8 protein-coding genes are annotated in these 14,564 nt (G+C 33.9%); 1 reads left to right on the forward strand and 7 read right to left on the reverse strand.

Annotated features, from left to right (window positions below; genetic code table 11):
* Nucleotides 1-5: 5 nt before the first annotated feature.
* The 6 genes from ileS to gdhA all read right to left on the reverse strand — a co-directional run bounded on the left by ileS (nt 6) and on the right by gdhA (nt 12,147).
* The gene (ileS, locus tag K6T82_RS21555; RefSeq protein ID WP_223710529.1) at nt 6-3,407 is read right to left on the reverse strand and encodes an isoleucine--tRNA ligase; all 3,402 of its coding nucleotides are present in this window, start codon (nt 3,405-3,407) and stop codon (nt 6-8) included.
* 204 nt (nt 3,408-3,611) lie between these two features.
* Nucleotides 3,612-5,531 (reverse strand): Atg14 domain-containing protein, encoded by a 1,920-nt coding sequence (locus K6T82_RS21560; protein WP_223710532.1) that lies wholly within the window; start codon nt 5,529-5,531, stop codon nt 3,612-3,614.
* Nucleotides 5,532-5,587: 56 nt separating this feature from the next.
* Nucleotides 5,588-7,477, reverse strand: a complete 1,890-nt coding sequence (locus K6T82_RS21565) for an outer membrane protein assembly factor BamB family protein (protein WP_223710534.1) — start codon at nt 7,475-7,477, stop codon at nt 5,588-5,590.
* Between the two features lie 117 nt (nt 7,478-7,594).
* The gene (gene recO / locus K6T82_RS21570; protein WP_223710537.1) at nt 7,595-8,308 is read right to left on the reverse strand and encodes a DNA repair protein RecO; all 714 of its coding nucleotides are present in this window, start codon (nt 8,306-8,308) and stop codon (nt 7,595-7,597) included.
* A gap of 86 nt (nt 8,309-8,394) precedes the next feature.
* Nucleotides 8,395-10,677 carry a type IX secretion system anionic LPS delivery protein PorZ gene (porZ, locus tag K6T82_RS21575; RefSeq protein WP_223710539.1) on the reverse strand — a complete coding sequence of 761 codons (2,283 nt, stop codon included), beginning with the start codon at nt 10,675-10,677 and terminating at the stop codon, nt 8,395-8,397.
* A 126-nt stretch (nt 10,678-10,803) separates the two neighbouring features.
* Nucleotides 10,804-12,147, reverse strand: coding sequence for an NADP-specific glutamate dehydrogenase (gdhA, locus tag K6T82_RS21580; protein ID WP_223710541.1), 1,344 nt, complete (start codon nt 12,145-12,147; stop codon nt 10,804-10,806).
* Between the two features lie 322 nt (nt 12,148-12,469).
* On the opposite strand from gdhA, the gene K6T82_RS21585 reads away from it, so the two are divergent.
* Nucleotides 12,470-13,261, forward strand: coding sequence for a THC0290_0291 family protein (locus K6T82_RS21585; RefSeq protein WP_223710543.1), 792 nt, complete (start codon nt 12,470-12,472; stop codon nt 13,259-13,261).
* An 83-nt stretch (nt 13,262-13,344) separates the two neighbouring features.
* Here K6T82_RS21585 and K6T82_RS21590 read toward each other — a convergent pair whose 3' ends face one another.
* A complete protein-coding gene (locus K6T82_RS21590; protein ID WP_223710545.1) occupies nt 13,345-14,487 on the reverse strand; it encodes a cystathionine gamma-synthase in 1,143 nt (380 codons plus the stop codon).
* Nucleotides 14,488-14,564 lie beyond the last annotated feature (77 nt).

Raw genomic sequence — 14,564 nt, forward strand, 5'->3', positions numbered from 1 at the left:
TTCTACTATTTTGAAATTAATATAATGGTTCTAATGTCATCAAACTCAATTTCTGTGCCGTTTTCTAAACTATCCACAAAAACCAGTTCGTCTGTTAATGTTTCAGACTTAATATAGTCCTCATTTTTTGAAACTGCATCTTCTAAAATGCCATCTCTTTTTATTTGTACTTTGATCTTATCAGTAACTTCAAATCCTGAATCTTTACGGATATTCTGAATTCTGTTTACTAATTCTCTCGCGATACCTTCATTTTTCAATTCTTCAGATATTGTGATGTCAAGCGCAACGGTTATTCCGTTTGAATTTGCAACCAGCCATCCTTCGATATCTTGTGATGTAATTTCGACGTCTTCTAATGATAAAGTTACACTATTTCCTGCAATAACAATATCTAGCGTTCCCTGCTTGTCCAGCTGATTGATTTGCTCTGCAGAAAAACCTTGTATCTCTTTAGAAATCAGACCCATATCTTTTCCAAAACGTGGTCCAAGTGCTTTAAAATTAGGCTTAATTTGTTTTACCAAAATACCTGAAGCATCGTCTAAAAGTTCGATTTCTTTAACATTTACCTCAGCTTTTACCAAGTCAGAAATAGCTTCGATTTCAGCACGCTGATTCTCGTCAAGTACTGGAATCATTACCTTTTGCAGAGGTTGACGAACTTTAATCATCTCTTTTTTACGCAGTGATAATACCAAAGATGAGATCGTTTGCGCCTTCTGCATTTTGCTTTCCAACGTTTTATTAACAAAGTTTTCGACAAATTTTGGGAATTCTGCCAAGTGAACACTAGCAAAATTCTCGGTTCCTGTAGAAGTTGTTAAATCGCGATATAATTTGTCCATGAAAAACGGAGCTACTGGAGCGCTTAATTTACTGATTGTAAGCAAACAAGTGTAAAGCGTTTGGTATGCTGCAATTTTATCTTTAGCATATTCGCCTTTCCAGAAACGACGACGGCATAAACGAACGTACCAGTTACTTAAATTCTCCTGAACGAAGTCAGAAATCGCTCTTGTTGCTTTTGTAGGCTCGTAATCTTCGTAGCATTCGTCAACAAATTTGATTAACGAATGTAATTCAGAAATAATCCACTGATCGATTTCAGGTCTTTCGTTTAACGGAATTTCAGCTTCTTCGTATTTAAATCCGTCGATGTTAGCATATAACGAGAAGAATGAATAGGTATTGTAAAGTGTTCCGAAGAATTTACGTTTAACCTCAGCAATTCCTTCAAGGTCAAACTTCAAGTTATCCCACGGATTTGCGTTCATTATCATATACCAGCGTGTAGCATCTGGACCGTTTTCTGCAATGGTTTTAAATGGGTCTATAGTATTTCCTTTACTCTTAGACATTTTAATTCCATTCTTATCCAAGACAAGACCGTTTGAAACTACGTTTTTGTATGCTATTTTATCAAAAACTAAAGTTCCGATTGCATGTAAAGTATAGAACCATCCACGAGTCTGGTCTACTCCTTCTGCAATGAAATTTGCTGGAAAATCTTTGTTGTCATCAATTTTTTCTTTGTTTTCAAAAGGATAATGCCATTGTGCATAAGGCATTGCTCCAGAATCAAACCAAACGTCGATTAGATCACTTTCGCGCTTCATTGGTTTCCCTGAAGCAGAAACTAAAGTAAGTCCATCAACCACATTTTTGTGTAAATCGATTAAATCGTAATTAGTCTCAGACATATTTCCGATTTCAAATCCTTTAAACGGGTTTTCTTTTTGGAAACCTGCTTCGATCGATTTTTCGATTGCATTGTACAATTCTTCAACAGAACCGATAATAACTTCTTCTGTTTTATCTTCTGTTCTCCAAATTGGCAACGGAATTCCCCAATATCTAGAACGAGATAAGTTCCAATCGTTGGCATTTTTAAGCCAATTTCCAAAACGTCCTTCACCAGTAGATTTAGGTTTCCAATTGATAGTTTCGTTCAGGTCGAACATTCTATCTTTTACATCGGTTACTTTGATGAACCATGAATCTAGAGGATAGTATAATAACGGCTCGTCTGTTCTCCAGCTGTGTGGATAACTGTGCACATATTTTTCAACTTTAAAAGCTTTATTTTCTTCTTTTAAACGAATCGCGATTTCAACATCTACAGATTTCTCTGGAGCTTGTCCTGCATCGTAATATTCGTTTTTAACGTATTTACCAGCTAAATCGCCTAAATGAGAAGTGAATTTACCTTGTAAATCTACTAATGGAACTGGAGTTCCGTTTTCATCTAAAACCAACATTGGCGGCACTTCTGGTTTTGCTTCTTTTGCTACTTTAGCATCATCTGCACCAAAAGTCGGAGCTGTATGCACAATTCCGGTTCCATCTTCAGTGGTAACGAAATCACCTGCGATTACTCTAAACGCGTTTTCAGCATTTTCATAAGGCAATACGTAAGGCAATAATTGCTCGTAACGGATTTCTACTAAATCTACTCCTTTTGCTTCGGTTAAGATTTTGTACGGAAGTTTTTTGTCGCCGTTTTTTACATTGTCAAAATCAGCGTCGTCTTCACTTAAGAAAAATCCTTTTCCGAATTGTTTTCCAACTAAGTTTTTGGCCAAAACAACATTGATTGGCTCAAAAGTATATTGATTGAAAGTTTTAACTAAAACATAATCGATTTTTGGACCCACTGTCAAAGCGGTGTTTGAAGGAAGTGTCCAAGGAGTTGTCGTCCAAGCTAAAATGTGGATATCTCCAAAACCTTGCAAGAATGAAGGCAAAGTTTCCGGAAGTGTTTTAAACTGTGCTACAATTGTAGTATCAGTCACATCACGATACGCTCCAGGCTGGTTTACTTCGTGAGAAGACAATCCAGTTCCTGCTTTTGGAGAGTATGGCTGAATTGTATATCCTTTGTATAACAAACCTTTATCATAGATTTGTTTCAAAAGCCACCAAACAGACTCCATATATTTTGGTTTATAAGTCACATACGGATCTTCCATATCAACCCAATACCCCATTTTTTCGGTCAAATCATTCCATACGTCTGTATAACGCATAACGGTTTTTTTACACGCTTCGTTATATTCTTCGATAGAAATCGTTTTACCAATATCTTCTTTTGTAATTCCTAATTCTTTTTCAGTTCCCAATTCTACTGGCAAACCGTGAGTATCCCATCCAGCTTTTCTTTTTACTTGAAAACCTTTTTGAGTTTTATATCTGCAAAAAATATCTTTAATCGCACGTGCCATTACGTGGTGAATTCCAGGTAATCCGTTTGCTGAAGGCGGACCTTCAAAAAATACGAAAGGCTCAGCACCTTCGCGAGTTGTTACACTCTTTTCAAATATATTTTCTTTCTTCCAAAAATCAAGAACTTCAGACGCTACAGTTGGTAAGTCAAGTCCTTTGTATTCAGTAAATTTTGTACTCATTTTATCCTTTTCTTAAACGAGGTGCGAAAGTAAGGAATTTTGAACTATTGACCGCCAATTTCTTTAAATTTCACAAACTTTTGTTGAGATAATAGATACAAAAACAGAGGAATTGGTTACTTTCTGATATTATTCTCAGTTTTCTGAGTCAATAAACCAAAAAATAACCAATTCCATAAACACCTAAATAATGTGTTTTATTTGTTATTTGAATCCTCCAAAATATACTTCTTTCATAAAAATTCTATTTCCGAAAACGGGATTTATCTCCACTTTTTCACGAGTTTCCTGATAGAATGTTTCTCCGTTAAAATCTTCAATTTCATAATTCACTTTATGCGGAATTTTGCCTGAATTCAATGCCGCAACAGGACGATAATCTCCAAATAATTTCCTTTCGAAAAAACTTTTATTACCATTATCGAATTCTGTTTTCTCGGTAGAAACAATGATGAAATTTTCTTTATCGATAAAAACATGATAATCCGTTTTAGGAATTGTTCTGTTTCCGGAACTTAATGTTTTTTCAAAATAATTCAAATGGTAACATAGTTTTCCTTCGTACATTTCGTCTCCTAAAACCTCAAAGTTATTCCATAAATCAAGCCTTAAATCGGTTAAAAAATTCACCAAATCAACATTCTTTGACAAATTGCCGTAATCATACGCTGTTAACTTTGCCCATTTAGCATTTATACCTGTTTCACGATCATCGTGGCTCCATGCTTCGGCTCCATTTACTATCTCGTAATAAGCCTCAGGCATTTTTTTCTTAAGAAGGTAATGTGTATTTGTTGCCCATTTTTCTTCTGTTTGAGGAATGTTTGTTCCTTCTATCGAAATCTTAGATAACAGATGCGCTTTTTCTACTTTTTTCAACGCTTGACTTCCTCCAAGATTTTCGACTACTTTTGCTAAAAGATTTGCATTTAACTGATAAGGTATGGAATCAAGCAAATTATATCGCTGCGTTTTAATCTTTTCTAAATAAGCTTCACGATTAGATTTTTCGATTTCCCATTCCGCATCTTGTTGCTGGATTTTTTCAAAAAAAGCCAATCTTTTTTCTTCTTTTTCTTCAGCTATCTTTAATCCTAATTTTTTAAGTTCTGCAAAGCGTGGGGTATGCGCTCTTAATCTTTTGTCTGCAAAATTGGTTTTGTTTATTCGGTCGATAATTGACGTTCCACGCGAATCTTGCTTGTCGTTTTCTACAAGTAAATTTGCGTACAGTAATGCTTTTTCTTTGTTTTCAAGCAAAAGATATGTTTCAGCTAAATTATTAGTAACAATAAATCGAATGTTGACATTTGTTGGCGAAGGCGGATATTTCACCAATAAGCTTTCAAGATATTGCAAATGCGGTGTCAGCAACTTTTCGTCTAAACCTTTTTCGAGTGTTATCTTCTGCATTTGGGCGGTAATTTCATTCTCAAATGCCAACATCTGATTGTATTCAGAATGTCCTTTGGATGTTACAAATTCAAATCTAATTTTTGCTTCATTGGTTGTATATCCAAATTTATAATTCAAAAACTCCTGAATTCTTATTGCTGCTTTATAGATAGCATTCTCAAACCCAAGTCCAACATCGCTGTAATCTGAATCCTTAACGGCCGTTCTAATTTTTTTATCCTGTTCTGAAGCAGCGATTTTTACTGCACCAAGACTACTTCCAACGGTCATTGAGTACGATTCTGAACCACCAAAATCTTGAGTTAGTATAATTTTATCTCCAACCTTGACGTCAAGCTTAACATTTGTGATATAGTTTGAATGTGCACTATAACTCCATTTATTTGCTTTTTTGTCATAAACACTATCAATTTGTGTTTCAGTATATCTTGGCAGTCCAAATGTCAAATAGAGTTTAAGTTTACCATTTGCTGGATCACTTATATAGCCATTAATATTAAAAAAATGCTTCTTAAGATTAGACTCTTCTTCTTGCAGCGATTTATCCATTTGATAAAAAGCAGTTTGCGTCAGTACATTATCAAGAGCAGGATACTCTGAATATTTGATTACCGGTATGTAAAACTTCTTTTTCTTGGAGCTTATTTTTTCTTGTGCCTGAATTGAACCCAATACAAGCAAAGCCATTACGAGTAGTATTTTTTTCATAGGCAAAAAAAAGCCATCAGAATCAGATCCTGATGGCTTTGGATTTTGTTATATTTTTATTTCTTGTTAAAGATCTGAATTGACTTATCAGAAACATAAAAAATATTCTGAGTAGCCGGATCAATCTCATAAAGAGGTTTGTTGTTAGTGAAAATGATTTTATCAACCTCTTTTCCTTCTGCTTTACTAACTTTAACTAAAACTTTTTCTCCCGTATCTGCTTTTGCAAAAATATAAGAGAAGTCTCTGTTTTGCTTCATTGCATTAAAACGAGTGTTAAACTTAGCCGCTACTACGCCAAGAGCTACAGCACCACCAGCATAAGCTTTTGCCTGATCTTTATTTGTCTGATCTCCTTTTGCAACTGAGGTTCTCATGTTACCGTCGGCATCACGATATGTCATAGTCAAATCTGCACCTTTGATATCGCTCGCTACAGCACCAACACCTAAACCAATGCTTCCAACAATAGCAGCACTTTTGATTAAACGTCTTCCTGTTTCACCTGGCTGATTATAAGTGAAATGGTATTTTACAGTCCCATCCATGTTTACACCCATTACTTCAAGTGGTCCAGAAAGCACAACTCCCCAAGGAAACTGCTCGATACTGTTTAATTCTTTTTCTCTTTTGATATTTACCTTAGCAAATGGCTCAGGTTTATCGTTGATACTTGGATCAAATTTGTATAATTTTTCATCATTATACACTAAGTAAGAATTTGTAGCTTCGTCATAAGTTGGTAAAACTGGACGGCTTTTTTCAAACTTAATATTACGTTTCCAAAGTTTAACTCCAGTTTTATAATCAACCATGTTTCCGTAAGTTCCTGTAAGGTACATTACTTTTTCACCAACTTTTCCTAGGTAGTAGATCGGATCTTCTTTATCATCAGAAATTTCGATGAATTTTTTCCAAAGCTTTTCTCCGTCTTTGTTGATCAACATCATTTCATTTTCTGCAACATATAAGAAATCTTGATCAATTGGAATTACTCTTTTCAACCCGCTTCCACGAGCATCTTTTTTCCAGATTTTCTCTCCTGTCTTTAAGTCAAAAAAGTTGAAACCGCTATCGTGAGCAATTAATAATTTTGTTCCCCAATCTTCTAAATAAACAACATATTTCGTTTTAATAGATTCTTTCCAGATACTTTTCCCATCTTCTGTACTCAAAACATTAATATATTCTTTTGTTGAAAGAAGTCCAGCAGAATTAACTACCACAATATTTTTATCATTTTGTGTTTCGTAAAATCTTGTGTAATCTTCGTCTGCTTTCCAGTTTAATTTTCCATTTTCTTTATCAAAAGAGTACAGTTTTCCATAAAGCAAATAATAAACTGTATTACCATTAATCTTTGCTTTGTTTGTTAAACTTGAAGCTTTAGTTGAAAAACTGATTAATGATTTTGCTTTATCAACTGTTGTATTCCATTTAATTTCTCCAGTTGCCATATCTAGCAATGCAATTGCCATTTCTCCGTCTTTTTTTAGCGTAAGAAGATATTCGTTGGTTTCAGGAATAAAATCTGATTGAAAAACCCAAAAAGATTCTTTTGAAGAGTTGTAAACAATTTTACCTGAATCAGTATTGATGATCAAATATTTTGAATTAATGTATGCCTCAACATAAGGGCTTCCTGGAACTGAAGACAAATCTCTTTTTTCTTTGAAAAGATTTCCAAAATCAGGATCTTTTAAGACATCTTTTGAACTAAGAGTTCCAAAATCATCTTTTGTTAAAGTCCAAATAACTTTTTTTGTTTCAGGATCTAATCCTTTTACTGTTCCGCCTTCTTTAAAGACAATAACTCCTGTGATTTCATTCTGAACCAAATCTTGGACAGCATTTTCTGTTGTAACTATCTCATCGTATTTTCTTTGGGCAATTGATGAAACCGTTACCGACAGAAGTAAAATAATCGAAAACGTAATTTTCTTCATGGTAGATTTTTTTAATTATTGGAAATGTTTATTTATGAGAATGTACTTTCCTACTAAAAATTGGGAACTTTTTTTAGTAAAAAATTACTGAGCAAATATATAAAAATACAAATGCGATTATGAAAAAATTTCTTTCAAAATATCGAGTGATTTTGGTTGCTTAAAACCTTCTAAATGAGACGAATAATAGTCTATTAAAATTTTTAGCAGCATTTGCCTTTCAACAACATGAAAGATTTTTTGGTCGTTGTCAAATTTTAGATCAATAAGTTTTTTAAACAAATTGGTTTCATGCTCGGAAAGTGCCGTAGAATTGTGGAAAACCGTAAAAACTCCTTCATTCATTTCAAAAAATGGCAAATCAATTTCTGAAAGATCAGGATAAAAACCGAGATACTTTGTAATTTCTAAAAGTAGAATTAAATGAAAATTTGAAATTTCGTTATGATGATCAAGCCAAGTCAGCGCTGTTTCTAAAAACAAGAAAAGCTGTTCGTTTTTTTCTTCTTCCTGAATAGAATAATGCAGCATTTCAGATAGAAACATTACCATGGTACTTTTTACAATATCGGTATGAATACTTTGAAAAGGGACAGCAGTTTTTATTTCTTTAAAATTTTCTAAAGTGCCTTTGTTTTTATGAACGGCTTCTATTTCTAAAATCGAAAACGGCTGAAAATAAGCAATCTTCTGACTTGCTTTTCTGCTAGAAAAAGCATCACGCACAAAGTAAGATTTCAGTCCGCTAGAAAGCGTAAAGCATTTAACGATCAAGCTTTTTTCCTGAAATTTTAAAGAAGAGATTACTATGGCTTTGGTTTTGACGAGCAAGGCTTTTGGTTTTATTTTTTTGTTTCAAGTTTCAAGTTTCAAGTTTCACTGAAAACTGAGACTGAGACTGAGACTGAGACTGAATACTATCTAATAATCATTATCTTTTTGACTTTAGTTTCTCCTCCATCTTGCGCGGAAATGAAAACCATATAGACACCAGAAGCTACTTTATATTTGCCAAAAGCAGTTGTATCCCATTCTATTGTTCCTCCAGAAGATGTTATTTCGTAAACCAAATTCCCTTCGATATCTGTTATCTTGACATTTGCTTTATCAATCAATCCAGCCACTTTTACGGTTCCTGTATAATTAGGACGAACTGGATTTGGATAAACGTAGGCGTTATTTAAATTATCGTTTGCTGCAGTTGCAACTCCATTAAACGAAATCATTCCTTTATTGGTTGCGATAAAAACTTCGCCTGTTTTACTATTGATTTTAATATCATTAACCACGTTACTTGGCAGTGGCGAATTGTTTATTGTAAAATGATATTTTGTTTCCTGTCCGTTTGGCGAAACCATAAAAACACCAGAATCTGCTGTTCCAATCCATTTATTGTTTGCACCATCTACTACAATTGAAGTAATAAATTGTTCGTACATTAGTTCCTGAGCCAGATTATCTTCCATAATAATAATCGGATTTGCTTTTAACTGACTTTCAGTTTGAAAATTCCCCACATTAGACAAAACTCTCAACCCTTTTATTGTTCCAATCCAAAGCTGGTTTTTGGTGTCTAAAGCGATACTTCTAACATCTGCAACAGGAAGATTTCCGGCATCTGTTCCAAAAGTTATTTTTTTGAATGTATTGTTTGTTTCATTAAAACCAACAACTCCATCTCTGTAAGTTCCCATCCATTTTACATTATTACGGTCTACAACTATACTCGAAAAACTTCCAGCTTCTGCATTGTCTAAAATTGAGGTCATGGCATAACTTCCCCACTGCCCATTTGTTTTTAGAACTTTCAGTCCATCTTTAACCCTACTGTTGGTTACCCAAAGATTTCCTGTTTTATCAAAAGCTGTTGCATTGATACGAACATCGATATAATTTGGACCTTCGGTTGTAATAGATTCTAATCCGCTATTTTTTTCATTGTACAATAAAGTCGTCACATCGTTTTCAATCTTTAACAATCCTGAATAAAAAGAACTCGCAAAAACCTGTTTTTCATTGAACGGATTAACCGTAATTCGCGTAATTGATTTGGCATCAAAAACTTCAGAATAAGGAATATTCATCCAACCGGAAACATTGTATTTACTAATTCCATAACTATCCAAAGGATACGGATTATAAGAAGTATCGTAATCTCCATAAACTGCCCACAAAACATTCGAAGTAGCATCTAAAGAAAAAATATTATTTCGCAGTGGACCCGCCGGTGTTGTGTTTTCGAATGTAGACGCATTATTGAGTGACGAAACAAATAATCCTTTTTCTATTGTCCCAATAAAAAGCTGGTCTCCAACAGCCGTTGCACAATTAAAACTTAAAGTATTATCTAAAACCTGAGTATTTGTAATCTGTCTGTTTAAAACCATTTGATTGTTATAAACATAAACCGTACTGGCTGTTGTAACAAACAAATTATGATTTTTTGCTCTCAGATCTACAGCTGCCTGCGGTAATTGAGAAAAACCTACAAATGTATTCGAATTGAATCGATGAATATATCCAGAATCATTTACGGCTACAAGTTCGGTATCTAAAGTTTCAACACCAAACCAGTTTCCAGAATTTACAATCGCCCATTGGTTGTAATCAATCAAATTAGCATTTGCACTATCAGCCCTTCTTATTCCGCTTGAAGTTGCTGCATAAATAAAGCCATTAAATAAAGCCGTTTGTTTTACACTAATTTCTGCGCCATTATCTCCTATAAAATAAGTATCGCCAAATTTTGATGTATTTAAGTTAAACTGCACAATTCCAAAATCGCAAGAAACATAAACCAGACCATTATATTCCATAAAATGATTGATTTTTTTGAGATTTGTTGGAAGTTGTTTATTTATAATGTCAACCACTTTTAAAATACTTCCGTCTGTTTCATTCACCAAAATCATCAGTCCGTTTTCGTAACCAATTATTGTTTTTTTGAATGTCTCACTATAATATACGGCAGAAATAGTCTGACCCGATAAACCGTCAACAGTTGTCGTTGTTTTAAGCACATTTGTTGCTATATTTTTTGAAAACAAAGCATTTTCTGAAGCTACAAAAACGGTTGTCGGTGATTCTGACAGATCTTTGATTTCATTAAATGAAAAATATCCCTGCCACGACAATTTATTTTGTGCCTGACTAAACTGAAAAAGTAGTAAAAATAAAACGCAGAAAAATGTTCTTTTCATCATTTAATATATTCGGATAGACAAATATACTACAAACGAGATTATTTAATTTTTGATATAAATAAAAAAGCCTCCAAATTATCTTATAAAGATAAATGGAGGCGTTTCTATAATTAAATTAAATTTTTAAACTACACCTTGTGCCAGCATCGCATCTGCCACTTTCACAAATCCGGCAATGTTAGCTCCTTTTACGTAGTTTACATATCCGTCTTCTTCTGCACCGTATTTTTTACATTGGTTATGAATTCCGATCATGATTTCTTTCAATCTTAAATCTACCTCTTCACTAGTCCAGTTTAAACGAATAGAGTTTTGAGTCATTTCTAATCCAGAAGCAGCAACACCACCAGCATTTGCCGCTTTTCCTGGAGCAAATAAAACTTTATTATCTAAGAAAAGTTTAATAGCATCTAATGTTGAAGGCATATTTGCAGCTTCAGTTACACATAAAACACCATTATCTATTAATTTTTGAGCGTCTTCTCCGTTTAATTCATTTTGAGTAGCACATGGAATTGCAATATCTACTTTTACTTCCCAAGGACTTTTTCCTTTATGGAAAACTGCATTTGGATATTTCTCTAGATATCTTTCCGCTCTATTATCTCCAGTTGCTCTCATTTCAAGCATATGATCGATTTTTTCTCCAGAAATTCCTTCTTCATCATAAATGTAACCATCAGGACCAGAAATAGTAACTACTTTACCTCCTAATTCATTTACTTTTAAAGCAACACCCCAAGCTACATTTCCGAATCCAGAAATTGCAACTCTTTTTCCTTTAATTTCATGACCAATTGTACGAAGCATTTGATCTGTAAAGTAAACCACTCCATATCCTGTAGCTTCCGGTCTAATTAATGAACCTCCGTAAGCCAACCCTTTTCCAGTTAAAACTCCTGTAAATTCGTTTCTGATTCTTTTGTATTGTCCAAATAAATAACCAATTTCTCTTGCACCTACACCAATATCTCCAGCAGGAACGTCAAGATCTGGACCAATATGACGGCATAATTCTGTCATGAACGATTGACAAAAACGCATAATTTCTCCATCTGATTTTCCTTCCGGATCAAAATCAGAACCACCTTTTCCACCACCCATAGGAAGTGTTGTTAAACTGTTTTTGAAAACTTGTTCGAAAGCCAAGAATTTCAAAACAGATAAGTTTACAGAATGGTGAAATCTGATTCCACCTTTATAAGGTCCGATTGCAGAATTCATTTGAATTCTAAAACCTCTGTTTACAATAATTTCTCCTTTATCATCTACCCACGGAACTCTAAAAATTATAGAACGTTCTGGCTCAGCAATTCTAAGAAGTATATTTTTGCCATCGTATTTTTTGCGCTCAGATATAAAAGGAATAACTGTTTCTGCAAATTCTCTTACCGCCTGAAGAAATTCTGGCTCGTTTGGATTTTTTGACTCAATAAGAGCCATAAATTCATTTATTTTTTGTTCCATATTTGAAATAAATTTTCAGATAATTTGATTTTATTTTGCTTTTAAAATTAAGGAATTACGTTTAAGAAAACGTTTTCGTTTAAACACACAAAGATATATCAAATTCTGATTCGTTGTTATATTTTTCGCTTTTTTGAGACGATTTATACATTTTTCAAACAATCCAAAAAAAACATATTTTAGCTGTAGGTCTTTACCCGCAAATAACACCGTAAATGTTAGTAAATTAAGTATTTTTCTACTTATTGTTCAATACAGTGATTTAATATTTTGAATCGAATATGTTTTTTATATATTTGCCAAGATTTGTAAGCCCTAAAACATGCCTAAGCACCTCTTTATCACCTTATTTGCCATATTCGGTATATCATCTGCGGCATCTGCGCAGTCAGACCTAGCTCAAGAGATAGGAATATATGCTGGACCAGTTACTTTACAGTCAGATTTCGGTCAGAGAAACAACTTTGACACGAATGCCGGAAACACCGGTTTTGGAGTTGGAATCATGCACTTTATTAACTTTTCTTCTGCCAACAACAGAGAAAGTTTTTTTACAGAGCATTTTAAAGTTAGATCTGATTTAAATTTCAGTAGAACAACACTAAAGCATTTTGGAGAATGGGTTGAAAGAAAACCTGATGGGGTATTCGCTCAGCAATTAAGAAACATGCATGCAAGCTCTACAATAGTCGGTTTAGGTGCTCAATTACTTTTTCATCCTGTTAAAATTCACTATTACGAAACTAGTATAGGTAGCCTTAGTCCTTATGGAAGTTTAGGTTTTCAAGTAAGTTATTATTCCGCAAAAGTTGGATCGCATTTGGGAGACCTAACGCTTCCGACTGTTACTCCAGGAAAATATTTAACTCCTTCTGATGGTCGTGCGCATGGTTTTTCTACAGAAACAGGTGTTGTTTTATCTGCAACTGCTGCTGTTGGTGTTCAATACAAACTAACAAAAATGAGTGATTTGATGTTTGAAACTCGTTTTCAAATGTACAACTCAGACTGGGTTGACGGATTAAACCCAAATAAAGATCTATATAAAGAAAACAAAGCCAACGATTGGCAAGTCTGGTTTAACTTTGGATACATTTATTATTTAGAATTCTAAATCTAAAAAAATCAAAATATAAAAAATCCCAAATTCCAAAATGATAAATTGGAATTTGGGATTTTTTTATTGGAATTTCTTTCTTATGAAAGAGCTTGCTCTAAATCGGCAATTAAATCTTCTGCATCTTCAATACCAACACTTAAACGAACTAAATCGTCTGTAATTCCAACTTCTGCTCTTTTATCAGCAGGAATAGAAGCGTGTGTCATTAAAGCCGGATGATTTGCTAAAGATTCTACCCCTCCTAAAGATTCAGCCAATGTAAACACTTTTAATTTTTCTAAGAATGAGATAGAATCTTCTTTTTTCCCTGATTTAAAATCAAAAGAAACCATTCCGCCAAAAGCTTTCATTTGCTTCTTTGCAATTTCATGAAACGGATGATTTTTCAAACCCGGATAATAAACCGTTTTAATTTTAGGATGGTTACTCAAGTATTCAACCACTTTTTCTCCATTTTCACAATGTCTCTGAACTCTTAATGCCAAAGTTTTAATTCCTCTTAAAACCAAAAAGCTATCCATTGGCCCAAGTGTTCCACCTGTTGCAAATTGCTGAAAATGCAATTGGTCTCCAAGCGCTTTATCTTTTACAATTAATGCTCCAGCAATAACATCAGAATGACCTCCCAAATATTTTGTAGCAGAGTGCATTACCATATCTGCTCCTAAATCTAGTGGTTTTTGCAAGTAAGGTGTTGCAAAAGTATTATCTACCGCCAAAAGAATATTTTTCTCTTTTGTGATTTTTGCTATTTCCTGAATGTCCGCCAATTTCATCAACGGATTTGTTGGTGTTTCTACCCAGATTAATTTGGTGTTTTCGTTGATTAAACTTTTCAGTTTTTCAATATTCGTCATATCAACAAAATGAAATACAATTCCGGAATCTTTATAAACACGAGAAAACATTCTATAAGTTCCTCCGTATAAATCATCCATTGCAATAATTTCATCACCAGCTTTAAAAGATCTCAAAACACAATCTGTAGCTGCAAGACCAGATGAAAATGCCAATCCGCGGGTTCCGTTTTCAATACTAGCCAAAGCCTCTTCTAAAGCCGTACGAGTTGGGTTTGAAGCTCTACTATATTCGTAATCTGCCAAAGGTTTTCCAGGGCTTGTCTGCACAAATGTTGAAGTTTGATACACCGGAGGCATAACTGCACCTGTACTTGGGTCATGATGTTGTCCACCATGTATTACTTTTGTATTGAATTTCATATAGTTATAAATTTTAAGTCCTTAATTCTTTTACAAATTTACCGTTAAATTTATTTTATCGAGATAAAACTGCTTAC

Origin of the sequence: Flavobacterium potami (assembly GCF_020026915.1) — a bacterium.
Taxonomy (GTDB): Bacteria; Bacteroidota; Bacteroidia; order Flavobacteriales; family Flavobacteriaceae; genus Flavobacterium; species Flavobacterium potami.